The sequence below is a fragment of the Bacteroides sp. 43_46 genome (assembly GCF_001915455.1).
GTDB classification, from domain to species: Bacteria; Bacteroidota; Bacteroidia; order Bacteroidales; family Bacteroidaceae; genus Bacteroides; species Bacteroides caccae.
The window spans coordinates 667-26,900 of sequence record NZ_MNQN01000045.1; the positions used below are offsets into that span (position 1 = coordinate 667).

Here is a 26,234-nt window from a genome sequence, read left to right on the forward strand (position 1 = left end):
TTTCCTCTCCAGCCACTTCAACACGATATTGATTGCCTATAAAACTGAAATCCTGCCCAAAAGTCATAATAAACTTCTTCACGTTGGCAACAATCGACTTTTCTACTATCTTTTCGTCTAAATCCTCTTCCTGCTCATCCAGTTCCTCCACATTGATGAAATCAAGCAAGTATTCATCTTTAAATGAACAAACAGCTTTTAGAGCTTGCTTAGTATCAGGCAATGTTTGTGCGAAATTGTTAGGCAAAGTTCCCCGGTGGCTGTACAGGTCTGCTTTTAAGTAATCCCTTAAAGTGTATTTACTCCAATAGCGAATAGCGCACTCATGTATATAAAATAGCCTTGCTTCCAAAGTCTTAGCTTTGGATATTATTTCGGTATGATGACTAAAACCGATTGAAAGGAAATCAGCCCAATTGAATTCATCAGCCAGTGGCTGGCGAATTACGCTCAACAGCAATTTTTCATCTAATACCAAATCGCCAGCCAATGGCTGGCGATTTAGAACAGGTTCCCATTCTTCATAGAAAACTCGCATATTCTTTATATTCGAAGTTGAAAATCCCCTTAGCCCCGGCAATTCTTTTTGCAACAGAGAAGATATTTGCTCTATTGCTCCTTTACCCCAAAAGCCTATACGGGAATTTTTCGACACGTAACGTCCGATGCCGTAATAAAGAGATAGCTGTTCTTTGTTCACCGATGTGGCTGCACGGTACTGGCTGCGCAGAATAGCTTCTTTTATGGTCTTTACTGCTTCTCTATAATTCTGATTTATATCCATTTGCGTTTTGTTATATGTGACAAAAGTACAAAAATAAGGAGGTGTGTCAAAATGCACACCTCTTTTTTTTATGCACAAAGCCCCGACTTTCACAAGCTGGGAGATTGGAAACAGAGTTCAAAACAAGATAGTCTTGCTTGTCAAGGTCGGGATAATCGGGACAACTTTTCTGCCGTAAAGTCACAATTTCAATTCACGGATAGTGTTGCCAATAATCTTTTCATAATTCAGACTGCCACGCTCTTTAGATTGCGCTCTCATATCCAACAAATAGTCAAGTACGTTTGCTTTGGATTTATTGGTATTCTGAAATCCGTGCACATCATTCTATAAATCACTATATTTCAGTTATTTATATTTAATTTTTCATCTCATTCTTTCTCTTTTTCCAAAGCTGATAGCTATTGATAATGTTTTGCCACAGCACATACGATCCCGGAGCAACAGAAGACAACGGATTGAGATAGGTATGTGCCATCCAAATAGCCAGAATCGTATTCTTCTGCCCCAATGCCTGACCGCCACTGATACGGTCATTATAGACAGAGCCGATTGTTTTCCCTAAGAAAAACTGCAAACAACAAGCAACCAAAGCCCCGACTGCAATCATTATTTCGGTAAAGCCGTCCGCAGGGTCATTCAACAGCGAATACAACGTTTGGGCTGTAACAATAGCCAGAGAGACTGCCCACAAATAGAAAGCAAGTTCATGATAGCCCAACAGCTTCTGATGCACTTTCGGCAGACATTTGCTCAACAGCCACGCAGCCAGAAAAGGACAGATCAATAATGGAAATACTTTACTCAATATAACAAAGAATGCTCCCCAAAAACTAACATCGGGATGTACCTCCACCAAAGGAAAAAAAATAGGGACGGCAATAGCTGCTCCAATATTCCCCAGCAATGTGTAAGTAGTCAGACTCGCCGCACTCCCTCCCAATTTGGAAGTAATCACTGCCGCAGCAGTAGCCGTAGGGCAGATAATGCAAACCATGACCCCTTCCGCCACAATTTTATTGAAACGATAAAGCAGCAAGTAAGCAGCCAGCGCCCCCGCAATCTGGATCAACAACAGCCATGCATGAAGTGGCTTTGGTTTCAAATCATGCGGAGATACTTTACAAAAAGTGAGCAGCAGCATCGTGAATATGAGATAAGGAGTCAGGAAAGATAGACTGATGAACAAAGGATACCCCACAGCGCCTACCAACATAGCGATAGGTAATGTCCAATTCTTTAAAAACTTAAGCATCGGCATACATTTTAACTTCGGGGTGCAAAGTAACGGAGATTTCAGGAGAAAAGCTACCTTTAAACCGAAAAAAACACAAAACTTAATGGCAAATAATGAGTTTTCTACAAAATTCTACTACATTTGCAGCGTATTACAGATATGAAACTGAATAGACCATACATATTATATATATGCATTTGCCTCTGGCTACTTTTCCTGCCCTCATGCACCAACCGTTTATGGGGGAAAGATTTTGTCGTAGTCATTGATGCCGGACACGGCGGACACGACCCGGGAGCTATCGGCAAAATCTCTAAAGAGAAGAATATCAACCTGAACGTTGCCCTGAAAGTAGGAAATCTGATAAAAAAGAACTGTGATGATGTCAAACTGATTTATACGCGCAGCAAAGATGTGTTCATTCCTCTGGCACGACGGGCGGAAATCGCAAACAACGCGAAAGCCGATCTTTTCATCTCCATTCACACCAACGCACTGGCAAACAACCGTACAGCAAAAGGTGCTTCTACCTGGACCCTGGGTCTGGCCAAATCAGAAGCCAACCTGGAAGTTGCCAAACGAGAGAATGCCGTAATCCTCTACGAAAGCGACTACAAAACAAGATATGCCGGTTTTAATCCGAATTCTGCAGAATCTTATATCATATTCGAATTTATGCAGGATAAATATATGGAGCAGAGCGTGCATCTGGCTTCACTGGTGCAGAAACAATTCCGACATACTTGCAAACGAGTGGACCGGGGCGTGCACCAAGCCGGATTCCTTGTATTAAAAGCAAGCGCCATGCCCAGCATTCTGGTGGAACTAGGATTTATCTCCACTCCCGAGGAAGAACGTTACCTGAACTCGGAAGCAGGTGCCAATACAATGGCGAACGGAATTTACCGTGCTTTTCTGAATTACAAGAGAGAACATGAACTGCGCCTGACAGGAGTCAGCAAGACGATTATTCCTGCCGAAGAACAGGAGGAGAAAAATGCTCCGGTAATCGCACAAGCTTCTCCCCAGCCTGCCGTAACAGCGAAAACAACGCCCAAACGTCCTATTGTAGTAGAAAGTGCAACCAATGACAGTGAAATTACGTTTAAGATACAGATACTCACCTCTTCCAAGCCTCTCACTAAAAATGACAAAAGGTTGAAAGGACTGAAAGGAGTGGACTATTATAAAGAAAAAGGAATCTATAAATATACGTATGGTGCCTCTGCCGATTATAATAAGGTATTGCGTACGAAACGTAGCATCACGGCACAATTCAAGGATGCCTTTATCATCGCTTTCCGGAACGGCGAGAAAATGAACGTCAACGAAGCGATCGCCGAATTCAAGAAAAGAAAAAATAAATAAAAATATAAAATGAAGTACATTACAAAAGAAGTCAGAATAGGTATTGCAGGTATAATAGCACTATGCGTACTGATTTATGGAATTAATTGGCTGAAAGGTATACACATGTTCCAGCCTTCCAGTTATTTCTATGCCAAATTTCAAAACGTAAACGGACTGACCAAATCAAGTCCGGTATTTGCAGACGGTGTCCGCGTAGGTATTGTACGTGACATCTATTATGACTACGTGAACCCGGGAAATGTGATCGTCGAAGTTGAACTGGATACGGAACTGCGTATCCCCAAAGGAAGTAGCGCCGAACTGGTATCCGAGTTAATGGGAGGTGTGCGCATGAACATCCTTCTCGCCAACAATCCGCGCGAAAAATATGCCGTAGGAGATACGATTCCCGGCAAACTGAATAACGGAATGATGGAAAGCGTGGCACAGCTCATGCCTAAAGTGCAGGAAATGTTGCCCAAGCTGGATTCAATCCTGATCTCCCTGAACAATATTCTGGGAGACAAGAGCATCCCCGCCACCCTGCATTCAATGGAGACTACCACCGCCAACCTCGCAGTAGTCAGCTCACAGATGAAAGGACTAATGAGCAAAGACATCCCCCAGCTCACCGGGAAACTTAATACAATCGGAGACAACTTCATAGCCATTAGCGGTAATTTAAAGGAAATAGACTATGCAGCTACTTTCAAAAAAATAGACGAAACTTTGGCTAACGTAAAAATACTTACAGAGAAATTGAACAGCAAAGACAACACGCTTGGGTTGCTTTTCAACGATCCGTCATTATACAATAATCTGAACGCAACGACAGAGAATGCCGCCAGTTTGCTTGAAGACCTGAAAGCACATCCGAAGCGTTATGTTCACTTCTCATTATTCGGTAAAAAAGATAAGTAAGTTTTCATCGTTATATAGATTTTATCTAAATAACGAGAGAGCGTAAAAAGAATGTGGATCACTCTGCAAATGTCTATCTACAAACCGAAATAATATTCCCGTACAAACAGATAAATGAAAGAAAAGCTACATAATTTAGGGATATAAAAAGCTATTATACAGATACTTATAAAAATGCAATAGCCTTCAGAGGCATCATGTTTTTATAGAAATGTATAAGTCACTGAAAGTAAACACATTATTGTTTTCATGAAATAAACAAGAAAAAATAGATTTGTTTTTTCCAAATAAGATTCCGAATTTTGCAAGCGTAGAAGTTTTGCTTAATTAATAAATGTATTAAAAGTTACTATGATTGAATCAAATCATGCCGTACTTTGGAACCGCTGTCTCGAGGTAATTAAAGACAATGTTCCCGAGACGACATATAATACTTGGTTTGCCCCGATTGTTCCATTAAAATATGAGGACAAAACATTGATCTTGCAGATCCCGAGCCAGTTTTTCTATGAAATTCTGGAGGAGAGATTCGTAGATCTAATCCGCAAGACATTATATAAGGTCATTGGCGAAGGCACCAAGTTGATGTACAACGTCATGGTCGACAAGACTTCGATTCCGAATCAAACCGTGAATCTCGAAGCAAGCAATCGTTCTACCGCTGTTACTCCCAAAAGTATATTTGGTGCCAACAAAGCACCCAATTTCCTGCAAGCTCCTGCTGTTCAGGATTTGGATCCACACTTGAACCCCAACTATAACTTTGAGAACTTCATCGAAGGATACAGCAACAAACTGTCAAGAAGCGTTGCCGAAGCCGTAGCACAAAAACCGGGAGGTACCGCTTTCAACCCGTTATTCCTCTACGGAGCTTCCGGAGTAGGAAAAACGCACCTTGCAAACGCAATCGGCACGAAAATCAAAGAAATATATCCCGAAAAAAGAGTTTTATATGTTTCGGCGCATTTATTTCAGGTTCAATATACAGACTCAGTACGTAACAACACGACCAACGACTTTATCAACTTCTACCAGACTATTGATGTACTTATCATTGATGATATTCAGGAGTTTGCCGGAGTTACCAAAACTCAGAACAACTTCTTCCATATCTTCAATCATCTGCATCAGAACGGCAAGCAGCTCATTCTGACTTCCGACCGCGCTCCAGTGTTGCTGCAAGGTATCGAAGAACGTCTGTTAACCCGTTTCAAATGGGGTATGGTAGCCGAACTCGAAAAGCCGACCGTAGAACTTCGCAAAAACATCCTGCGTAATAAGATACACCGCGACGGATTGCAATTCCCACCGGAAGTGATTGATTATATTGCTGAAAATGTGAATGAGAGCGTACGCGATCTGGAAGGTATCGTTATTGCGATTATGGCACGTTCTACTATTTTCAACAAGGAAATAGATCTGGATTTGGCACAGCACATTGTGCATGGCGTAGTTCACAACGAAACAAAAGCTGTAACAATTGACGATATTCTTAAAGTCGTATGCAAGCATTTCGACTTGGAACCGTCTGCTATACATACGAAATCCAGAAAAAGAGAAGTGGTTCAGGCACGCCAGATTGCCATGTACCTGGCTAAAAATCACACAGACTTTTCAACATCCAAGATAGGCAAATTCATTGGTAACAAAGACCATGCAACAGTACTTCACGCCTGCAAAACAGTAAAAGGCCAACTGGAAGTAGACAAGAGCTTTCATGCAGAAGTACAGGAAATTGAATCACTGCTGAAGAAGAGAAACTAAATCAACGATAAAAATAGCAGGTATTAAGTATTATCCATGCGTGTGCATATAAAGCAAATGTAACTGCGATAATACTTGATACCTGCTGTTTATTTCAAGTACTTATTTCAAAAAACCTTGTTGACGAAGTACTTTCAACAAGTTATCGGACATAAATTCATTATCTTTCTTTGTATAACGTATGTCTGTAAAAACCTGAGCAAGCGTTTCTTTCTGATTCTCTTCGATGAATTGTTTATTTTCAGGCAACGATTCCTTATAGGCATACAGTTTATCAATATCTTCGGATGTGTAGTCATGATAGGTTTCCTGATGTACAGCCGCTTCCAAAGGTAAACGGTCAACTTGTGCAGGGATACTGTCCGGATAGCCTACCGTTACAGTTGTGAGAGGGAATACCAGCTCCGGAAGTTGCAGAGTATCAATAATCATCTGCGGATTATAAGTAGTTGTTCCCAAATAGCAGATTCCCAGTCCGGCTTCCTCTGCCAACGTACAGAAGGTCTGGGCAACAAGCAAAGTATCCATGGCGGCATTCATAAAAGACATTAAATTGTCATAGCCCGGTACAGCTTTTCGTTGTTCGCACCACTTACAAAAACGACGGAAATCGGCACAAAAAGTAAGCACGACCGGTGCATTTTTTACCATTGGCTGGTTAAAATGTGCAGGCGAAAGTTTCTCCTTCATTTCTGTATCACGCGTGACAATTACACTATAAAGTTGCATTCCTCCCATTGTAGAAGCACGGAAAGAGGTTTCAAGCAAATCATTTAACAAATCGGGAGCGATATCTTTTGGTAGATATTTCCGAATAGTTCTTCTGTTCTTTACGGTTTCAAACATATATTTTTTTTGCAAAGATATAAAAAGAAAAATTCATTCCGCTATATCGACAGAAAAGAATAGTTTTCTTTTTGGAGAACTTTAACCTTTAAACCTTTCTGCGATTTCATTGTTTATCAATTACTTAGCAACAACAAATGGAAAACTTGCAACCTGTTAATAAATTATTTCATTTTTATTTTGATAGATGAAAAAACATTCTTAGATTTGCAACCACATTTGTTAATGATAAGTAAACTTCTACACATTACTTATTAAAAATAAAATCTAAGACACATAACATCGTGGAAAAACAAATTTATTCTTATGATGAAGCCTATGAAGAATCTTTACGATATTTTCAAGGCGATGAGCTTGCTGCCAGGGTTTGGGTAAACAAATACGCAGTCAAGGACTCTTTCGGAAATATTTACGAAAAGTCTCCGGAAGATATGCATTGGAGAATTGCAAATGAAGTGGCACGTATCGAATCTAAGTACCCGAACGGCCTGACTGCAAAGGAACTATATGATCTATTGGATCATTTCAAATATATCGTTCCCCAAGGCAGCCCGATGACAGGCATCGGTAATGATTATCAGGTGGCTTCATTATCCAACTGCTTCGTAATCGGAGTGGACGGCGCCGCAGACTCTTATGGTGCTATCATCAAAATCGACGAAGAACAAGTGCAATTGATGAAAAGACGTGGTGGTGTAGGTCACGACCTGTCTCACATCCGCCCGAAAGGTTCTCCCGTTAAAAACTCGGCTCTTACTTCTACCGGCCTTGTTCCGTTCATGGAACGTTATTCCAATTCGACCCGTGAAGTTGCCCAGGACGGACGTCGTGGCGCGTTGATGTTAAGTGTGTCTATCAAACATCCGGATTCCGAAGCATTCATTGATGCAAAAATGACGGAAGGAAAGGTTACCGGAGCAAATGTATCAGTCAAACTGGACGATGCTTTCATGCAGGCTGCCGTAGAGGGCAAACCTTATGTACAGCAATATCCCATTGACGCTGCCAATCCTGCATTCACAAAAGAAATCGACGCTTCTACCCTATGGAAGAAGATCGTACATAATGCATGGAAATCAGCAGAACCGGGTGTATTGTTCTGGGATACGATTATCCGTGAATCTGTGCCCGATTGTTATGCTGATCTGGGTTACAAGACAGTATCTACTAATCCCTGCGGTGAAATACCATTGTGTCCTTACGATTCTTGCCGATTGCTGGCTATCAATCTATATTCTTATGTAGTGAATCCGTTCAAGCCGGACGCATATTTTGATTTTGATTTATTCAAGAAGCACGTGGCTTTGGCTCAGCGCATCATGGATGATATCATCGACCTCGAACTGGAGAAAATCGAGCGTATCATGAAGAAGATTGATGAAGATCCGGAAAACGAAGAAGTGAAACGTGCGGAACGTGTACTTTGGGAAAAGATATATAAGAAGAGCGGTCAGGGCCGTCGTACCGGTGTGGGTATCACTGCCGAAGGCGATATGCTTGCTGCTTTAGGATTGCGTTATGGTACGGAAGAAGCAACAGAGTTCTCTGAGAAAGTACATAAGACAGTGGCTTTGGGTGCCTATCGTTCTTCTGTCGAAATGGCAAAAGAGCGCGGTGCTTTTGAAATCTACAATAACGAACGCGAACAGAATAATCCGTTCATCAAACGCCTTGCCGAAGCTGATCCGGAGCTATATGCAGAAATGAAGAAGTACGGACGCCGTAACATTGCGTGTCTGACTATCGCTCCTACCGGTACAACCAGTTTGATGACGCAGACTACTTCAGGTATCGAGCCTGTATTCCTGCCTGTTTACAAACGTAGAAGAAAGGTCAACCCGAATGACACCAATGTACATGTGGATTTCGTTGATGAAACAGGAGACGCATTCGAGGAATACATTGTATTCCACCATAAGTTTGTTACATGGATGGAAGCGAACGGTTATGATCCTGCCAGACGCTATACACAGGAAGAAATTGACGAACTGGTTGCCAAATCACCTTACTATAAAGCTACCTCCAATGACGTAGACTGGTTGATGAAAGTGAAGATGCAGGGAAGAATCCAGAAATGGGTTGACCACTCTATCAGTGTAACTATCAATCTGCCGAACGATGTAGACGAAGATTTAGTGAACCGGTTATATGTAGAAGCATGGAAATCCGGTTGCAAAGGCTGTACGGTATATCGTGACGGTTCACGTTCCGGAGTACTGATTTCTACAAAATCAGAGAAAAAAGAGGAACTTCCTCCTTGCAAACCGCCTACGGTAGTAGAGGTACGCCCGAAAGTTTTGGAAGCTGACGTTGTCCGTTTCCAGAACAACAAGGAAAAATGGGTGGCATTTGTCGGATTGCTGGACGGACATCCTTATGAGATCTTTACCGGTTTGCAGGATGATGACGAAGGTATCTTGTTGCCTAAGAGTGTGACTTGCGGGCGTATCATCAAGAATGTAGACGAAGATGGAACAAAACGTTATGACTTCCAGTTTGAAAACAAACGCGGATATAAGACTACTATTGAAGGGTTGTCCGAAAAGTTCAACAAAGAATATTGGAATTATGCCAAATTGATTTCCGGCGTACTCCGCTACCGGATGCCGATTGAACAAGTAATCAAGCTGGTCGGTTCGCTCCAGTTGAACAGCGAAAGTATCAATACCTGGAAAAATGGTGTGGAACGCGCATTGAAGAAATACATTCAGGACGGAACGGAAGCCAAAGGAAAGAAATGCCCGAACTGCGGCAACGAAACTTTGGTTTATCAGGAAGGCTGTCTGATTTGTACGACTTGCGGCGCTTCCAGATGCGGATAAACATACTCGTATGTTAATTAATATATAAACAAAAGGTTAAAAGGAGTCCGGTGCGGCTCCTTTTATTTTTTATTCAAAAAAATGTCTTATACTTGCAGTATCATTAGTATCCAATCAAAATCTAATATATATGATTTTATCATTTAATATAGAATACCGCACCAACTGGGGAGAAGAGGTCAGAATTGCCGGACTGTCTCCGGAATCTGTCCCTTTGCATACCACAGACGGTATCTACTGGACGGCAGAACTGGAATTCGAAGTTCCCAACGAAGGATTGACAATTCATTACAATTACCAGATAGAACAGAACGGAATTGTGACCCGCAAAGAATGGGACAGTTTTTCCCGATGTCTTTTCCTGTCCGGTACCTCCAAGAAGAAATATAGAATCAATGACTGTTGGAAGAATATTCCCGAGCAATTATGCTTTTACAGTTCTGCTTTTACAGAAGCCCTGCTGGCACATCCTGAAAGGGAAGAAATTCCGCAAAGTTACAAAAAAGGGCTGGTTATCAAGGCTTATGCTCCACGTATCAACAAGGATTACTGCCTGGCAATCTGCGGCAATCAAAAGGCATTAGGCAACTGGAATCCGGAGAAGGCCGTCCTCATGAGTGATGCAAACTTTCCGGAATGGCAGATAGAACTGGATGCAAGTAAACTGAAGTTCCCGCTGGAATATAAGTTTATCCTCTATAACAAACAGGAAAAGAAAGCGGATTGTTGGGAGAAGAATCCTAACCGGTATTTAGCCGATCCGGAATTAAAGACCAACGAGACACTAGTAATCTCCGACCGGTATGTCTATTTCGATATTCCTGCATGGAAAGGAGCAGGTATGGCTATACCCGTATTTTCCTTAAAATCAGAAAAGAGCTTCGGAGTCGGGGATTTCGGTGATCTGAAACGGTTGGTTGACTGGGCTGTATCTACTCATCAGAAGGTGATACAGATTCTGCCGGTCAATGACACAACAATGACACACGCATGGACTGATTCTTATCCTTATAATAGTATTTCTATTTATGCTTTTCACCCGATGTACGCGGATATAAGGCAAATGGGAACACTCAAAGACAAAGAAGCGGTAGCAAAATTCAACAAAAAACAAAAAGAATTGAACAGTCTGCCGGCCATTGACTATGAAGCAGTCAACCAGACCAAATGGGAGTATTACCGCCTATTATTCCGGCAGGACGGAGAAAAGACATTATCTTCCAAAGGTTTCAAAGAGTTTTTCGATGCCAATAAAGAATGGTTGCAACCGTATGCTGTTTTCAGTTATTTACGGGATGCCTACAAAACACCGAATTTCCGTGAATGGCCTAAATATTCTACTTACCATGCAAAGGAGATAGAAAAGATGTGCCAGCCGGAGACGGCAGATTATCCGCATATCGCCCTTTACTTTTATATTCAGTATCATCTGCATTTGCAGTTATTGGCCGCTACCCAATATGCCCGCGAGCAAGGTGTCGCACTGAAAGGAGATATCCCTATCGGTATCAGCCGGAATAGTGTGGAAGCCTGGACGGAGCCTTATTATTTCAACCTCAACGGACAAGCAGGTGCACCTCCCGATGATTTCTCGATAAACGGACAGAACTGGGGATTCCCTACCTACAACTGGGATATCATGGAAGAGGACGGTTACCGCTGGTGGATGAGACGTTTCCAAAAAATGGCGGAATACTTCGATGCTTACCGGATCGACCATATTCTCGGCTTCTTCCGTATTTGGGAAATACCGATGCACGCTGTACACGGCTTATTAGGACAATTTACCCCTTCTCTCCCTATGAGCCGGGAAGAAATTGAGAGTTTCGGTTTTACATTCCGTGACGAATATCTGCTTCCTTATATCCATGAGTCTTTCCTCGGGCAAGTGTTCGGGCCGCATACCGAATTCGTGAAACAGAACTTTCTTCAAACAACTGATGTATCCGGTATCTACCACATGAAACCGGGATTTGAGACCCAACGGGAAGTGGAAAATTTCTTTTCCGACAGAAAAGATGAAGACAGTATTTGGATTCGGGAAGGACTTTATTCTTTAATTAGCAACGTACTGTTTGTTCCGGACAAGAAAGAGGAAGGAAAATATCATCCCCGCATCGGAGTACAGCGCGACTTTATTTTCCGTTCATTGAGTGAGGCAGAAAAGAATGCTTTTAACAAGCTCTATGACCAGTATTATTATCACCGGCACAATGCATTCTGGCAGCAACAGGCAATGAAGAAGTTACCACAACTGACACAATCCACCCGTATGTTAGTTTGCGGAGAAGACTTGGGAATGATTCCCGATTGCGTTGCATCGGTAATGAACGACTTACGCATCCTTAGCCTGGAGATTCAGCGAATGCCTAAGAATCCGTTGCACGAGTTCGGACATCTGAGCGAATATCCATACCGGTCTGTCTGCACGATCTCTACTCACGATATGTCCACTTTACGTGGATGGTGGGAAGAAGATTACCAACAGACCCAACGTTATTATAATACGATTTTGGGACATTATGGCATTGCTCCAACTGTTGCAACCCCCGAACTATGCGAGGAGGTGGTACGTAACCATCTCAACAGTAACTCAATTCTCTGTATTCTTTCCCTGCAAGACTGGTTGTCGATTGACGGAAAATGGAGAAATCCCAATGTGCAGGAAGAACGGATCAACGTACCGTCGAACCCGAGAAATTACTGGCGATATCGAATGCATCTCACATTGGAACAACTAATGAAGGCTAAAGAACTTAATAAGAAGATAGGCGAGCTTATCAAATATACAGGGAGAGCTCCCCAAAAATAAGACTAAAATAATGGGAGATACCAAGAATAACATGAAGATAAACAACAGTACTATTTTTTTAAAAGATATCCGTTGCTACGCCTACCACGGAGTAGCACCACAAGAGAATCTTATCGGAAATGAGTATGTCATTGACCTGAAACTCAAAGTAGATATCAGCAAAGCCGCACAAACGGATGAAGTGGCAGATACAGTCAACTACGCCGAAGTACATAATGTGATAAAAACCGAAATGGCGATTCCTTCCAAATTGCTGGAACATGCCGGTGGCAGAATCGTACAAAAACTTTTCGAGACATTTCCTGATATTGAGGAAGTGGAGCTTCGCCTTTCTAAGCGGAATCCACCTATGGGAGCAGACATTGATGCCGCAGGCATTGAGTTGTATTGTAGTAGAAAATAAAAGGGTATCCAGCTTGGGATACCCTACAAATTATATTCTTTCTGCAATTAATCTTCCGGAAGTTTCTATTTCTTCTTCTTTCTTCTATTCACAGATTCCACAGCCTCCGTCACGACAGGCTTATTCTCGAAACGTTTCGTATAACCGGAATAGTCGGGATGAATACGTTCGTAATCAGGATCCATAAATAAAGGACTGGAGATTATATGGTCAGCCGTCGAACGGTTACAACAGAAAACTATGTTTTCCACACCTGCCAGACGGGTTAATGCTTTTACATCCGTATCATGCGGTTGCAGTGTCATAGGGTCAGTAAAGAAGAAAAGATAATCAATCTGACCATCTACAATGCGCGATCCCATTTGCTGGTCACCTCCCAGGGGACCGGATTTTAGAATCGTAAAATCCCATTCCTCATCCGGATGTTTCTCCTTCAGTGCTTTCAATATTAAGGTACCGGTAGTACCTGTACAATAGAATTTATTTCCCATTAATAGTTCTGAATTCCATAATACCCATTCGATGAGATCTTTCTTCATGGCATCATGTGCTACCAGCCCGATACCTTTTCTAACTTTTGATTCCATTTCGTTATCCTTTTAAGTCCGACAATTGAGAGAATCGTTTGCATCCTCTCACATAAAACTGCCACAAGATACTATTTTTTGTCCGTTCAGGTATCAGATCCAACCTTTTTTTTCTCATATTTTCTTCACGGGAAGAAGAAAATGAAGGACGAATCTGCTTATATTCTTTCCTTGCACGCATCACGGCACAAGCATTATCCCAATCGCCTTTCAGCAAAAAAACAAATGCCGCCACATAGTCCAGGCAAGCCCGGATACGCATCACTTTATTTAACTCCTCTGCCGGGAGATTTTTATACAACATGACAAGGTTATTACGGAAATTAAGAAAGGTCTTTCGGGGGTTCTCTTTTTTAAGTGTAGCCCCACCTACATGATAGACCTTACTTTGAGGGACACAAACAATCTCCCGTCCGCGAGAGCGTAACCTCCAGCACAAATCAATTTCTTCCATGTGCGCAAAGAAACGTCCGTCCAGTCCGCCCACTTCCTTATAATCGGCACGACGAATAACCAAAGCCGCGCCTGTTGCCCAAAAAACGGGAATGACCTTATCATACTGGCCTTCATCCTTCTCAACCACTCCCATTATACGTCCACGACAAAAGGGATAACCATATTTATCCAGAAAGCCACCTGCCGCCCCGGCATATTCAAAATGATCTTTTTGCCGCCAGCTCCGTATTTTCGGTTGGCAGGCAGCAACTTCCGGATGAATATCAAGATACGCAATCATCGGTTCCAACCAATGTTCCGTTACTTCAACATCCGAATTTAAAAGAACAACATAGTCGGCTTCCACCTGCTGCAAAGCCAAGTTGTATCCGTCTGCAAAACCATGGTTCTGATCCAATAGAATCACCCTAACCGAAGGAAAATCCTGTCGGAGCATCTCCACCGAAGCGTCCGTAGAACCATTATCAGCCACACAAACCTCTACCCCCTCTCCTTTCGAATACCGGACTACCGACGGAAGAAAAGTGCGAAGCATATCACACCCATTCCAATTCAAAATGACTACTGATACTTTCATTGCTTTTGCTTCTCTTTCAGCCTTTCTTTCTCCTGTTCCACGATGTCCGCCCATTCTTCTCTGGAGGCTTTCCAACGCTTATGCGACCACAGCCAATAAGCCGGCTCCCGACGGATTGTCTGTTCCAGATACCGGGCAAACATTTCAGTAATTTCTCCTTCGGCTGTATTCTTAGGAGTTTCCGTCATCAATTTAAATTCCGCTTCACAGTATCCTCTGCGTTTTTTAGTCAGTTCACAGTAAAAGACCGGGAAATTCATCATCTTGGCAATCCGTTCCGCCCCATTCAAGAAAGCTGTTTCCTGACCTAAAAATGTAGTCCAATACCTGTCATTACCACTAGGCCACTGGTCGGTTATCAAACCGACAACCATTTTCTTTCCTTCACGTTTCAACTTTATAATCTCCCGTGCAGTAGAATGCTTAGGAATATTGTATCCCCCGAAACGAGAACGGATACGTTTAAACAGTTCATCCAGATATTTATCTCTTAATGGCTTATAGACCTGTACGGGTACATCTCCCGGCTTCATTATTGCTCCCATTCCGATCAACCACTCATAATTGGCATAATGCGGAATCATCACAATAATCCCGCCATACTTCTCCGTCAGTTCGAGATATTGTTCCGTATTCTTGTAAATCATCCGTTGGCAAAGATCTTCAGCCGACATGTGCAGAAGTTTTAAGTCTTCAAGCATATAATCCGACAGATAACGATAGAATTTACGCTCTATCTGCAACCTTTCAGCGGGAGTCTTTTCCGGGAATGACTTCGTCAAGTTTCCTCTGACAACCTTACGGCGATATTTTCCCACATAATACATCAACAGATAATTGAAATCCGAAAGTATATACAGAACTCGGAAAGGAAGAGCTGAAAACAGCCACATTCCAGTGGATACCAGCCAATAGATAAATCTCGATTTCATACTTATATCAGAATTGTACCTTTAAGTGCTGTCTTATCTTCGTTAAAATCTCCCAAACGGACATTGATTACCTGATTATCCAATGAGTTGTCCGCTTCCACTTCAACACGGATATAGTTCTCCGTAAACCCATGCATCGGAGTCCCCGCTTTTGATTTTTCCATTAAAACCGACATTGTCTGCCCGATATGTCGGGCGTAAAAAGCCTGCGTTTTCTCATCAGAAAGCGCTAACAGCCGCTGACTGCGCTGATGTTTTTCTTCCGGAGAAACAACATAGTCTATTTTCAATGCCTGCGTGCCGGGACGTTCGGAATAGCTAAACACATGCAACTGTGTCACATCCAATCCGGCGATAAACTGATAAGCCTCCTCGAAGTATTCCTCCGTCTCGCCGCGAGTACCCACAATCACATCAACACCGATAAAAGCATCCGGCATCACTTCCTTAATCTTTTTCACCTTCGATGCGAAAAGAGCGGTATCATAACGACGACGCATCAATTTCAACACCTCATCGCTACCGGATTGCAACGGAATATGAAAATGAGGCATAAAACTACGCGAACGGGATACGAACTCAATAATTTCGTCTGTCAGCAGATTTGGCTCAATGGAAGATATACGGTAACGTTCTATGCCCTCAACCTGATCCAATGCTTTTACAAGATCAAAAAAGGTTTCTCCTGTTGTCTTACCGAAATCTCCGATATTGACACCTGTCAATACAATTTCTTTTCCGCCTTCGGCAGCAGCTTGCCCGGCCTGTTCCACCATAGAAGCGATTGTTCCGTTACGGCTACGCCCACGGGCAAAAGGAATCGTACAATACGAACAAAAATAATCACAGCCGTCCTGCACTTTCAGGAAAAAGCGGGTACGGTCTCCACGGGAACACGAGGGTGAAAATGAACGGATATCTTTGGTTGCAGTAGTAAAAGCCTCTCCTTCTTCATGTTTTTGCAGGTTGCCGAGATACCGGAGCAAATCACTTTTCTGTTCAGCACCCAACACGACATCCACTCCTTTTATCTGTGCCACATCGCCGGGTTTCAGTTGCGCATAGCATCCGGTCACTACCACAAAAGCACCGGGATGTTGTTTCACCAACCGATGAATGGCCTGCCGGCACTTCTTGTCCGCCATTTCCGTCACCGAACAGGTATTTACCACACAAATATCTGCTTTTTCTCCTTTACGCGCAGTTCTGACCCCTGCTTCACGCAAGATTTTACCGATAGTTGAAGTCTCTGAAAAATTCAATTTGCAGCCTAATGTATAATAAACGGCTGTCTTATTTTGAAACACAGTGGTATCTATCATAAGCTGTTATAAACACATATTTCGTGCAAAGTTACACATTATTATTAGTAAAACACTTTAGGATACGAAAGTTTATTCCTATTTTTGCACAATTCACTAAAAAACGTGCAATGATTAAAGAGAATTTCATTAAACTATACGAAAACAGTTTTCGTGAGAATTGGGATTTGCCCTGTTACACCGATTATGGAGAAAATACCCAATATACGTATGGTCAGGTAGCCGAAGAAATCGCCCGTTTACACCTGTTATTCAAACATTGTAGCCTCCGAAGAGGAGATAAGATCTCCGTTATCGGCAAAAATAATGCCCATTGGTGCATCGCCTATATGGCAACAATTACATACGGAGCAATTATTGTCCCTATCTTACAGGACTTTTCTCCAAACGATGTTCACCATATTGTCAACCATTCCGAATCAACTTTCTTATTCACCAGTGACAATATTTGGGATAACCTGGAGGAAGAAAAACTCACCGGATTGCGTGGTGTATTCTCATTAACCGATTTCCGTTGTCTCTACCAACGGGACGGAGAAACCATACAGAAATTCCTGAAGAATCTTGATAAAGAAATGCATTCTTCTTATCCGCAAGGATTCAGCCGTGAAAATATACAATATACCACTTTATCCAACGATAAAGTAATGCTCCTAAACTACACTTCCGGAACGACCGGTTTCAGTAAAGGAGTCATGCTGACAGGTAACAACCTGGCAGGAAACGTCACTTTCGGTATTCGGACCGAGTTACTGAAAAAGGGAGATAAAGTGCTTTCTTTCCTCCCGCTCGCTCATGCATACGGCTGTGCATTTGATTTTCTGACAGCGACAGCAGTCGGAACCCATGTCACCTTGCTCGGTAAAATCCCTTCTCCCAAAATCATTATGAAGGCCTTCGAGGAGGTGAAACCCAATTTGATTATCACTGTTCCATTAGTCATCGAAAAAATATACAAGAACATCATTCAGCCGCTCATTAATAAGAAAGGTATGAAGTGGGCACTCAACATCCCCTTGCTTGATACGCAAATCTACAATCAGATACGCAAAAAACTGATTGATGCGCTGGGTGGCCGTTTCAAAGAGATTATTATCGGCGGCGCAGCTATGGACAAAGAAGTGGAAGAATTTTTCTACAAAATAAAATTCCCTTTTACTATTGGTTATGGAATGACAGAGTGTGGGCCCCTTATCAGTTATGCTCCATGGAATGAGTTCGTTCTAGGCTCCTCCGGAAAGATTCTGGATATTATGGAGGCACGCATCTACAAGGAAAGCCCAGAGGCAGAAACCGGAGAAATACAAGTCCGGGGCGAGAATGTAATGGTGGGATATTATAAGAATCCCGAAGCTACAAACGAAGTATTCACCGAAGACGGCTGGCTACGTACCGGCGACCTCGGCACAATGGATGCAAACGGCAACATCTTCATTCGCGGACGATTGAAAACAATGATTTTAAGTTCAAGCGGGCAGAACATCTTCCCCGAAGAACTGGAAACCAAACTCAACAACCTGCCTTTTATCCTTGAAAGCCTTGTTATCGAGTACAACAAGAAATTGGTGGCACTTGTTTATGCTGATTATGAAGCATTGGACTCTCTCGGGTTGAACAATCCGGATAATCTGAAAACAATTATGGATGAAAATCTGAAGAATCTGAATAACAGTGTGGCTGCTTATGAAAAAATCAGCAAAATCCAGCTATATCCTACAGAATTTGAAAAGACTCCGAAACGGAGTATCAAAAGATATCTATATAACAGTATTACAATAGATTAGCATGTTTTAAAACATAAAGTGAAGGTATATTAACCAACCTTCCGAAAAAAAACATAAAAAAAGTTGGCTTTTAGAGAACAACATATTGAAAAAGTACATACCTTTGCAGCGTTTTAATAAAGCAATTGATTGTATTACGTTTTTAAAAAGCAAAGAAAATGAAAAAATTAGTTTTAATGGCAGTAGCTATCGTAGCTGTATCATTCGCATCATGTGGTAACAAAGCAGCAGACGCTGCAAAAGCAACTGCAGATTCTATCCGTATCGCTGACTCAATCGCAGCAGTAGAAGCAGCAGCAGCTGAAGAAGCAGCAGCCGCAGCAGCAGCTGATACATTGGCAACTGATAGCGTAGCAGCTGAAACAGCTGAATAATTCAGAAACTGCTAGAGAGAATTGAAAGTCTGACATGCGAAAGCATGCACAGACTTTTTTTTATATCTTAAATCCAAGTAATTACGCTATTTAGTATAGGACTTCTCTACAAAAGGAGCATTTAATAAATAATCAAGGCTCACCTCTACGCTTTCCTCTACCGGCATACTATATTTTTCTATCTCAGCAACAAGATATTGAACTCCCGCTGTCTTTGCATTCTTAAAGATAGCATCAAAACCGACCATTCCACTTTGCCCGATTTCTCTATGATCTTTGATATGGAATATCTTGAACCTACCGGGATACTTATTAAAGTAATCTACCGGACTGTTTTGTCCGCGAACGACCCAATAAACATCCATTTGGAAGAAAACATATTCAGGATTCGTATGTTCCAGCATATAGTCATACATCACCTGACCTTCCACTTTCTGAAATTCATGCGCATGATTATGATAGCCAAACCGCAAGCCTTGTTGGTTGCAGCGCTTACCTATTTCATTGTAATAAGCACAATAAGTTTCCAAATCCTTCAATGTTTTAGGAACATCCATCCAGGGAGCTACGATATATTTCATTCCTGCTGCCTTATGGTCGGCGATACACTGATTCCACCATTCAAGTGATTTTGAATAATCACCGGAAGCCAGTTCCTCTTTCGACAATCCACGTGTGCAATGCGAAGACAAAACTTTCATTCCGGCCGATTCGACATCCTTCTTGAATTGTCGGGGAGTTCTATCATAAAATTTTCCATTATTATAATTAGCCGCTTCAACACCGGTATATCCCATTTTTGCCAATTTCGCGAGAATGGCAGTATAAGCCGGATCACATTTTCCGTCCTTATTGTCTACCCTATTCAATATATCTCTAACAGAATAGAGCTGAATAGCCACTTCTTTCTTAGTTTTCTTAGTCTGTGCCGTCACTGCAACCGGAATCATCAGAAGAGCAGCTAACACACATAAGCAAATTCGAGTCTTCATATAATTAGATATTAGGAGTTTACAATGATTCAAATTCCACAAGCAAACAAACATAAATTCATTCACTTGCGGAATTTCGAGTTATCTATGTGATTAGTCCAATACCTTCACGCGGATATTACGGAACCAAACATCATCGCCGTGATCCTGCAATCCGATAAAACCTTCGTGATTATCACCACCACAGTTATTCAGCAGTTCAAATGCCAAAGGCCATTTTTCTTCACTAAATTTACTTGCCTGCAACATATCAGTCCATTGTTTTGTCCACAGATGATACTCAAGTACATTCTCATCATTTTGTCCATGGACAACTGTACCTTTATAAACCATAATCTTAGCCTTGTTCCATTCACCGAACGGCTTGGAGTTTTGAGGAACTGCCGGAATCATGTCATACAAAGAAGCCGACTGACGATTGTTATCCTTACCCAATTTTGCATCCGGATGATTGGCATTATCCAAAATCTGATATTCAGGTGCAGAAATATAGATAGGTTCAAGCACATCATTCCCGTCTTTATCCTTAGAAGTAATTTCCTGAGCTAAATACAAGATACCGGAATTACTACCTTTAGCAACCTTCCACTCCAACTCCAATTCAAAGTTTTTAAACTTATGAGCAAAAATCAGGTCGCCGCCATCAGCGTCTTGCGCTTCACCGCCACCGGTTCCGTTAAATTTGATACAACCGTCTTCAATAGTCCATTTAGCAGGAACTTTGTCTTTTCCATAACCACGCCATCCGTCAAACGTCTTACCATCAAAGATCGTGATGTAACCGTTTTCATCAACAGGCAATTTCAGACTATCCGTTTCGGGTGCTTTCAATGATTTTGAATATGCCAATGCTACTTCATTGGGTTGATCGGCCTGAGCACTTCCTGATTTCTGACCACCGCAAGCAACCAAGGCTCCTGCTGCAAGACAAGCTAAAGGGTAAAATACTTTCTTCATACTAATAGTTATTTAATTTTTAATCTTTTAATTTCTTTCATCTATTCTTACCGAGGCATATCGGGCAATCTCCACCCTTCACGATAATTATGTTTCACCAACTCGGCAGCAAACTGTTTTGCATTAACCGGATCTGTCCAAGTCTTGTCAAATGTCGGGTGACCGTCGTGAATCTTGAATCCGTCTTTTACACAAGTTCTAAGAGTTTCCGTATCACTGATATTCGTAAAGCACATATTGACACCGTCCCATTCCAACGTTTTGTTCAAACCCTGCAAGCGGATAGCCAATACTCCCATCACTACCATTTCATTCATCGGACCTGCCTCCGAGAAGTCAGACTTAGTCATGACGCGGCTTGACTTATCTTCTTTACAGGCACGTACCCAATCCATTTCGTGACCACCATTCATCGCATTCGGTACACGGCGGCAAACTTTCGGAGCATTCGGCACGCGGCCCGACAACAAGAATGGCTGCTGACCGTAACATCCACAGATCAATGTATCTTTTGTTCCGTGAAAAATAGTCAGCCCACCACCAGGCCCCATTAGCTGTTTTCCTTCCGGAAATCCTTTCGGACGTTCAGGCATCATACCACCGTCATACCAATGAACTTCAACTTCCGGCAACGCAACTTTCGGCATATTATCACGGGCAGGGAAAATCATTTTCACATGCTGTGCCTGCGGAGCACAAGCACTCAACAACAAAGTAGAAGAACCTTCCACCTTTGTAGGGTAACCCAGTTTCAGGGCTCTGAACGGTTGATGCAGGATATGACAAGCCATGTCACCCAACGCACCTGTTCCATAGTCCCACCAGCCGCGCCAGTTCCAAGGGTGATAAATTTCATTATACGGATTCAACTTAGCCGGACCGGTAAATAAGTCCCAGTTCAAGGTACCAGGAATACGGTCCGCCTTTTCTGGAGCATTTAGTCCTTGCGGCCAGATAGGACGGTCAGTAGCACATTCCACCTTAGTCACTTCACCTATCTCGCCATTCCATATCCATTCACAAACTAAATCTGTCCCTTCATCGGATGCTCCCTGATTACCCATTTGAGTGGCTACACCAGTCGAAGCAGCTAATTTAGTCAACAAACGAGATTCATAAACAGAGTGAGTCAAGGGTTTCTGGCAGAATACATGTTTACCCATTGTCATTGCATCGGCAGTGATGATAGCATGCGTATGATCGGCAGTAGCAATAATTACCCCATCAATGGATTTACCCATTTCCTCATACATCTTACGGTAATCCCAGTATTTCTTTGCTTTCGGAAATTCATCGAATACCCTTTTTGCATATTTCCAGTCCACATCACAAAGAGCCACAATGTTTTCCGTACCCTTTACTTTATTGATATTGGCATGCCCCATGCCACCAATACCTACGGCTGCAATATTTAATTTATCACTGGGAGACACGTGTCCGTGACTCATACCTAGAATAGAGCTTGGAGCAATGGTAATACCTGCCAAAGCCATAGCGCCCGTTTTAAGAAAATCTCTTCTCGAAATGTCTGACATAATTAGTAATTTTAAGGGTTTGTTATTTGTGGTAGATTACTATGTAGCAATCCGTATCCATTTTTCATATTTTTTCTTCGTTCCCGGATTTGTTCAAGCGTACGCAGATCACCGATAGCCGGTAAATCGTGCATATGTGCGTTTTGGAGGAATTTCCATGCATATTCGGATGCAATAGCAGAGTCGCGCAATAATGGTAAGCGAGGGTCCCGTTGCCCGGCTTCGATAGAATCGGCAAACAAATCACACAATACATCAATATTTTTGCCACCGAAAGGTTTCTCAACGCGAAGTGTCTGGTTCACCCCATGCAAATCGACTACAGCGGTAGTAAAGTCATGTGTCATGCGTACAATGCCCTCTGTTCCGATAATATCGACGTATGAATTATGTGTCTGATCTTTAGATAATTGTCCATAAACAAACCCCTGCGTAATATCAAAAACTACTCCATTCTGAAAAGTCCCGTGACATTGAATCCACCATGGGTCTTTGTAATTCCACATATTCACTCCTTGGGCGTTCCATGTCCGATATTCACATCCGGCATACGAACGGGCAATATCTACATAATGCATGCCACAATCATGGAAAGCAGGACCTTCATATTCATGCCCTTCACCCGGTGCTAATCCAGGCGTCATGTGGCAAATACGAATAATAGCCAACTCACCGATTTCGCCCTGCCGAATATATTCTTTCATCAGGTTATGATACCAGGAATTTCGCAGATACAAATTCACCGTAGAAAAGACATCTGAACTTTCGGCCATTTCCACGACTTTCCATTCATTTTCCATTGTATCTGCAACAGGCTTTTCTGCAATGATATGCTTTCCATATCGAATGGCCTTTTCTATTTGTTCCATTCGGGAGTCAGCTAATGTAAAAAGCCCGACAACCTGCACACTTTCATCTTCAAAAATTTTCTGATTATCTTCTATTACATAAGATTCCGGAGATAATTCTTTTGCCAATTCACGTGATGCAGGATTCGTATCACAAATATAGGCAATATCCCATCGCCTACTTTTCCGCATCGCATCCCAGTAGAATCTTCCCATTCTACCAAAGCCGATTATTCCTACTTTTATTTTCGTGCCTAGCGAGAATTGTGTATTCATAAAACATAGCAAATTTAAGTGCAAACAATATAAATCGGTCAATTTTCATTATCAAGCTAATTAACCGGAAACTGATATTGCAAAACTAGCCAAATAAACAATACTTCATTTAGCTTACACGAATTTATGTAGACTTAAAAAATATATTATCACTTAATAATCAATATATTAAGCATTCAAAAGAGGGCTAAAAATGTAGAAAGATTGGAATTTTTTTTGTGTGGTTCGAGGTTTATCTTTCATCTATGAGACAAATTTTCATAATTTCATTTTCAAATTCATCCCGATCAACAGCAGATTTATTCCTCATTTTTGTACGATAGTTGTAAACAGTACTAGTAGAGCAACGAAGGAAATTTGCTATCTTCCCACTATCCGAAATTCCCAAACGTAACAAGGCATAGATACGAAGTTCCCTATTCAATAATGTATCAGTTTTTAAGACAATCCGTTCTTCTTCTTTCAACAAAGCATTGAAATCGGAAACAAAAGTGGGATACAAATTAAGAAACACCCTATCAAAACGGGCATATAATGCGTTAAGTTCCTCATCAATAAGTGCCGACGATTTTAACTTCTTAATTAGTTCATCATAATATTTATTGATAGCATATTTATACAGAACATTCTGATATTTCTCCATTTTACTGATATAACTGAAACATACATCAAAAAACTCGGCTATATAATGTTCCTTTATATTATTAGTTTCCGACAACTGATTATTCTGTTCGTTCAACTGATTATTCATAGTATTCAGTTTCTCATTCAATCGCAAAAGTTTTTCATTACTCTGCACCAACGCCCGCTTTATCTTCAAAATCTTTCTCATCTGAATATAAATACATATCACCAACAAGACCAAAAGAAAAAGAATGATACTGGTTGAAATAAGAAAAGTAATCAAATTTGATTTTGACCGGGCCTCCTCTGTCTGGTAAGCAGTATTAATAATAGAATAGAACTTATAAATTTCCATTGCACGGAAATGAATACCGGAAGAAACAACATCATCAATAGCAGACTGTGTAAACTTAAAAGCGTCAGACAAATTCTTTTCTTCGTACTGTATCAATGCCAATGCTTGCAAGGAAGCGGTTTCCCGTGTTGCGTTCCGGATATCCGCAATAGCAGACATCATCAGGTACTTTTTTCTCTCATCCATTTTTTTCTGATGCCAGCAGAATGATGCATACGCATGAGTAATCATGGCATAATGAGGCGTCCCCACTTCCTCCGTATCTAATAATTCCTGAAGAACTGTTTTCGCTTTTATGGAATCGCGCCCTCCATAATAATATGCCCGGGATAATTTATAATCAAAAGAAGTTTGATCCAGAAGAGATAGTAATGAATCCTGATATACTGCCCGCTGCTTCCCATAGCGACTATTGGCAGTGATAGAGTAATACTCCCAGAAACGGGAATAAGTTTCATAATAAACAGATAATAAATCTTTGGAAAGTTCTGAGGTTTTTATTTTTTCCAAAATCAACTCCGCATCCCTATACCGACCGCACATAGAATATAAAAGACTAAGCTGCAAAGATGACTGGTTCTTTAAATCCCTGTTATTCAATTTACGGGCAATCTCTAAATTCTGATCGACATAATGAATGGCCGAATCAACGACAAACTTCTTATATTCGTTACATAACTGAAAATTTATCTTATATTTTTGTTCAAGAGTTAGGCCTGATCCCTTCAGCAGACATTTAATCCTATTGATCCGTTGCTCTTTTTGTTGAATGAAGAGTGGTTTTTCATCTATCATCCTGCGCAATGAATCCGCTAGAGACTTCAATTCATCATTCGCATAAAGAGCACTGCCAATTCCTAAAGTAATCAGCAGAAGCAAAAATTTCTTCTTCAGAAAACGACATTTGAATCTCATAATATTAGCAGGAATAATAAAAAAAGCGATTTATTCATCAGAACAAATCGCTTTTCGTATATGAAGTAAATTTGCTCTTATTCTGCAACTACTTCGAAAGGAATTTCAACAGAAACTTCTTTGTGAAGTTTCACTACTGCTTTGTAGTTACCTACTTCTTTCACAGCGTCTTTTACAACGATGATCTTTCTGTCAATTTCGTGACCCAGCTTAGCCAAAGCTTCAGCAATCTGGATATTGCCAACAGAACCGAAGATAGTACCGGTTGAACTTACTTTAGTTGCAATAGTCAAAGAAACACCTTCCAACTTAGCAGCTGTTGCCTCAGCATCTTTCTTGATTTTCTCAAGTTTGTGAGCACGCTGTTTCAGTTCTTCAGCCAACATTTTCTTTGCAGAAGGAGAAGCGATCACCGCTTTTCCGGTTGGGATCAGATAATTACGACCGTATCCGGATTTCACGTTTACGATATCGTTCTTATAACCCAAGTTTACAATGTCTTCTTTTAATATAATTTCCATACTTTTCCTCCTTCTTATTTCATCATGTCAGTTACATAAGGCAACAATGCCAAGTGACGAGCTCTCTTCACAGCCTGCGCGATACGGCGTTGAAACTTCAAAGAAGTACCCGTGATACGACGCGGAAGGATTTTACCTTGTTCATTCAAGAATTTCTTCAAGAATTCAGGATCTTTGTAGTCGATGTACTTAATACCGCTCTTTTTGAAACGGCAGTATTTTTTCTTCTTAACGTCTACT

At 41.5% G+C, this 26,234-nt stretch carries 22 protein-coding genes and 2 pseudogenes; 8 read left to right on the forward strand and 16 right to left on the reverse strand.

The window, feature by feature from the left end:
- The 4 genes and pseudogenes from BHV72_RS04760 to BHV72_RS04770 form a co-directional block, all read right to left on the reverse strand.
- Positions 1–784, reverse strand: a 784-nt coding sequence (locus BHV72_RS04760; protein ID WP_286855004.1) for a PDDEXK nuclease domain-containing protein, incomplete at its 3' end; no start/stop codon positions are given.
- A 100-nt stretch (positions 785–884) separates the two neighbouring features.
- A pseudogene (locus BHV72_RS19620) lies at positions 885–977 on the reverse strand (toprim domain-containing protein); the annotation flags it as partial.
- Positions 968–1,111, reverse strand: a pseudogene (locus BHV72_RS04765) (site-specific integrase); the annotation flags it as partial. The pseudogenes BHV72_RS19620 and BHV72_RS04765, both read right to left, overlap by 10 nt.
- 31 nt (positions 1,112–1,142) lie before the next feature.
- On the reverse strand, positions 1,143–2,039 hold the full coding sequence (locus tag BHV72_RS04770) for a transporter (protein ID WP_122118458.1): 897 nt from the start codon (positions 2,037–2,039) through the stop codon (positions 1,143–1,145).
- Positions 2,040–2,180: 141 nt separating this feature from the next.
- On the opposite strand from BHV72_RS04770, the gene BHV72_RS04775 reads away from it, so the two are divergent.
- From BHV72_RS04775 to dnaA, 3 genes are all read left to right on the forward strand, one after another.
- A complete protein-coding gene (locus tag BHV72_RS04775; RefSeq protein ID WP_217298766.1) occupies positions 2,181–3,389 on the forward strand; it encodes an N-acetylmuramoyl-L-alanine amidase family protein in 1,209 nt (402 codons plus the stop codon).
- Positions 3,390–3,398: 9 nt separating this feature from the next.
- Positions 3,399–4,292 (forward strand): MlaD family protein, encoded by an 894-nt coding sequence (locus BHV72_RS04780; protein WP_005678739.1) that lies wholly within the window; start codon positions 3,399–3,401, stop codon positions 4,290–4,292.
- Positions 4,293–4,643: 351 nt separating this feature from the next.
- Entirely contained in the window at positions 4,644–6,056 is a 1,413-nt protein-coding gene (gene dnaA / locus BHV72_RS04785; protein ID WP_005678738.1) for a chromosomal replication initiator protein DnaA, read from the forward strand.
- Between the two features lie 102 nt (positions 6,057–6,158).
- Here dnaA and BHV72_RS04790 read toward each other — a convergent pair whose 3' ends face one another.
- Positions 6,159–6,902 carry an NADPH-dependent oxidoreductase gene (locus tag BHV72_RS04790; protein ID WP_055173118.1) on the reverse strand — a complete coding sequence of 248 codons (744 nt, stop codon included), beginning with the start codon at positions 6,900–6,902 and terminating at the stop codon, positions 6,159–6,161.
- A 284-nt stretch (positions 6,903–7,186) separates the two neighbouring features.
- Between BHV72_RS04790 and BHV72_RS04795 the strand changes: the two genes are divergently transcribed.
- The 3 genes from BHV72_RS04795 (at position 7,187) to folB (ending at position 12,939) form a co-directional block, all read left to right on the forward strand.
- Positions 7,187–9,724, forward strand: a complete 2,538-nt coding sequence (locus BHV72_RS04795; protein WP_005682664.1) for an adenosylcobalamin-dependent ribonucleoside-diphosphate reductase — start codon at positions 7,187–7,189, stop codon at positions 9,722–9,724.
- 130 nt (positions 9,725–9,854) lie between these two features.
- Entirely contained in the window at positions 9,855–12,536 is a 2,682-nt protein-coding gene (locus BHV72_RS04800) for a 4-alpha-glucanotransferase (RefSeq protein ID WP_286855005.1), read from the forward strand.
- Positions 12,537–12,567: 31 nt separating this feature from the next.
- Entirely contained in the window at positions 12,568–12,939 is a 372-nt protein-coding gene (folB, locus tag BHV72_RS04805) for a dihydroneopterin aldolase (RefSeq protein WP_032855429.1), read from the forward strand.
- Between the two features lie 65 nt (positions 12,940–13,004).
- Here folB and BHV72_RS04810 read toward each other — a convergent pair whose 3' ends face one another.
- Genes BHV72_RS04810 through mtaB form a run of 4 tightly spaced genes read right to left on the reverse strand, consistent with a single transcriptional unit; the run spans position 13,005 to position 16,813 of the window.
- Positions 13,005–13,526: a methylglyoxal synthase gene (locus BHV72_RS04810; protein ID WP_005678731.1), complete on the reverse strand. Its 522-nt coding sequence runs from the start codon at positions 13,524–13,526 to the stop codon at positions 13,005–13,007.
- 4 nt (positions 13,527–13,530) lie between these two features.
- Complete coding sequence (locus BHV72_RS04815; RefSeq protein WP_005678730.1) at positions 13,531–14,559, reverse strand: glycosyltransferase family 2 protein; 1,029 nt, start codon at positions 14,557–14,559, stop codon at positions 13,531–13,533.
- Entirely contained in the window at positions 14,556–15,491 is a 936-nt protein-coding gene (locus tag BHV72_RS04820) for a lysophospholipid acyltransferase family protein (protein WP_055173114.1), read from the reverse strand. The genes BHV72_RS04815 and BHV72_RS04820 overlap by 4 nt, the downstream gene beginning before the upstream one ends.
- 2 nt (positions 15,492–15,493) lie before the next feature.
- On the reverse strand, positions 15,494–16,813 hold the full coding sequence (gene mtaB, locus BHV72_RS04825) for a tRNA (N(6)-L-threonylcarbamoyladenosine(37)-C(2))-methylthiotransferase MtaB (RefSeq protein WP_005678728.1): 1,320 nt from the start codon (positions 16,811–16,813) through the stop codon (positions 15,494–15,496).
- A gap of 110 nt (positions 16,814–16,923) precedes the next feature.
- Here mtaB and BHV72_RS04830 point away from each other — a divergent pair, with 110 nt between their 5' ends.
- On the forward strand, positions 16,924–18,597 hold the full coding sequence (locus tag BHV72_RS04830) for a long-chain fatty acid--CoA ligase (RefSeq protein WP_005682659.1): 1,674 nt from the start codon (positions 16,924–16,926) through the stop codon (positions 18,595–18,597).
- 158 nt (positions 18,598–18,755) lie between these two features.
- Positions 18,756–18,971 carry a hypothetical protein gene (locus BHV72_RS04835; RefSeq protein WP_005682658.1) on the forward strand — a complete coding sequence of 72 codons (216 nt, stop codon included), beginning with the start codon at positions 18,756–18,758 and terminating at the stop codon, positions 18,969–18,971.
- Positions 18,972–19,057: 86 nt separating this feature from the next.
- Here BHV72_RS04835 and BHV72_RS04840 read toward each other — a convergent pair whose 3' ends face one another.
- The 7 genes from BHV72_RS04840 to rpsR form a co-directional block, all read right to left on the reverse strand.
- A complete protein-coding gene (locus BHV72_RS04840) occupies positions 19,058–19,963 on the reverse strand; it encodes a sugar phosphate isomerase/epimerase family protein (RefSeq protein WP_055173112.1) in 906 nt (301 codons plus the stop codon).
- A 93-nt stretch (positions 19,964–20,056) separates the two neighbouring features.
- On the reverse strand, positions 20,057–20,920 hold the full coding sequence (locus BHV72_RS04845; protein ID WP_005678725.1) for a 3-keto-disaccharide hydrolase: 864 nt from the start codon (positions 20,918–20,920) through the stop codon (positions 20,057–20,059).
- Between the two features lie 47 nt (positions 20,921–20,967).
- On the reverse strand, positions 20,968–22,455 hold the full coding sequence (locus BHV72_RS04850; protein WP_005678724.1) for a glycoside 3-dehydrogenase: 1,488 nt from the start codon (positions 22,453–22,455) through the stop codon (positions 20,968–20,970).
- Between the two features lie 11 nt (positions 22,456–22,466).
- Positions 22,467–23,579: a disaccharide 3-dehydrogenase gene (locus BHV72_RS04855; protein ID WP_022041693.1), complete on the reverse strand. Its 1,113-nt coding sequence runs from the start codon at positions 23,577–23,579 to the stop codon at positions 22,467–22,469.
- A gap of 232 nt (positions 23,580–23,811) precedes the next feature.
- Complete coding sequence (susR, locus tag BHV72_RS04860) at positions 23,812–25,473, reverse strand: SusR family glycan utilization regulator (protein WP_005678721.1); 1,662 nt, start codon at positions 25,471–25,473, stop codon at positions 23,812–23,814.
- A gap of 77 nt (positions 25,474–25,550) precedes the next feature.
- Positions 25,551–25,994, reverse strand: coding sequence for a 50S ribosomal protein L9 (gene rplI / locus BHV72_RS04865; RefSeq protein WP_122118451.1), 444 nt, complete (start codon positions 25,992–25,994; stop codon positions 25,551–25,553).
- 14 nt (positions 25,995–26,008) lie between these two features.
- The coding region (rpsR, locus tag BHV72_RS04870) for a 30S ribosomal protein S18 (RefSeq protein WP_286855006.1) at positions 26,009–26,234 on the reverse strand (226 nt) is incomplete at its 5' end.

Bases quoted from the DNA above. Each gene is read 5' to 3' on its own strand.
- mtaB (WP_005678728.1), bottom strand. From the start codon at position 16,813: ATGATAGATACCACTGTGTTTCAAAATAAGACAGCCGTTTATTATACA.
- BHV72_RS04845 (WP_005678725.1), bottom strand. From the start codon at position 20,920: ATGAAGAAAGTATTTTACCCTTTAGCTTGTCTTGCAGCAGGAGCCTTG.
- BHV72_RS04820 (WP_055173114.1), bottom strand. From the start codon at position 15,491: ATGAAATCGAGATTTATCTATTGGCTGGTATCCACTGGAATGTGGCTG.
- susR (WP_005678721.1), bottom strand. From the start codon at position 25,473: ATGAGATTCAAATGTCGTTTTCTGAAGAAGAAATTTTTGCTTCTGCTG.
- BHV72_RS04800 (WP_286855005.1), top strand. From the start codon at position 9,855: ATGATTTTATCATTTAATATAGAATACCGCACCAACTGGGGAGAAGAG.
- BHV72_RS04855 (WP_022041693.1), bottom strand. From the start codon at position 23,579: ATGAATACACAATTCTCGCTAGGCACGAAAATAAAAGTAGGAATAATC.
- BHV72_RS04810 (WP_005678731.1), bottom strand. From the start codon at position 13,526: ATGGAATCAAAAGTTAGAAAAGGTATCGGGCTGGTAGCACATGATGCC.
- dnaA (WP_005678738.1), top strand. From the start codon at position 4,644: ATGATTGAATCAAATCATGCCGTACTTTGGAACCGCTGTCTCGAGGTA.
- BHV72_RS04775 (WP_217298766.1), top strand. From the start codon at position 2,181: ATGAAACTGAATAGACCATACATATTATATATATGCATTTGCCTCTGG.
- BHV72_RS04780 (WP_005678739.1), top strand. From the start codon at position 3,399: ATGAAGTACATTACAAAAGAAGTCAGAATAGGTATTGCAGGTATAATA.
- BHV72_RS04790 (WP_055173118.1), bottom strand. From the start codon at position 6,902: ATGTTTGAAACCGTAAAGAACAGAAGAACTATTCGGAAATATCTACCA.
- BHV72_RS04815 (WP_005678730.1), bottom strand. From the start codon at position 14,559: ATGAAAGTATCAGTAGTCATTTTGAATTGGAATGGGTGTGATATGCTT.
- rplI (WP_122118451.1), bottom strand. From the start codon at position 25,994: ATGGAAATTATATTAAAAGAAGACATTGTAAACTTGGGTTATAAGAAC.
- BHV72_RS04840 (WP_055173112.1), bottom strand. From the start codon at position 19,963: ATGAAGACTCGAATTTGCTTATGTGTGTTAGCTGCTCTTCTGATGATT.
- BHV72_RS04835 (WP_005682658.1), top strand. From the start codon at position 18,756: ATGAAAAAATTAGTTTTAATGGCAGTAGCTATCGTAGCTGTATCATTC.
- BHV72_RS04770 (WP_122118458.1), bottom strand. From the start codon at position 2,039: ATGCTTAAGTTTTTAAAGAATTGGACATTACCTATCGCTATGTTGGTA.
- folB (WP_032855429.1), top strand. From the start codon at position 12,568: ATGAAGATAAACAACAGTACTATTTTTTTAAAAGATATCCGTTGCTAC.
- BHV72_RS04850 (WP_005678724.1), bottom strand. From the start codon at position 22,455: ATGTCAGACATTTCGAGAAGAGATTTTCTTAAAACGGGCGCTATGGCT.
- BHV72_RS04830 (WP_005682659.1), top strand. From the start codon at position 16,924: ATGATTAAAGAGAATTTCATTAAACTATACGAAAACAGTTTTCGTGAG.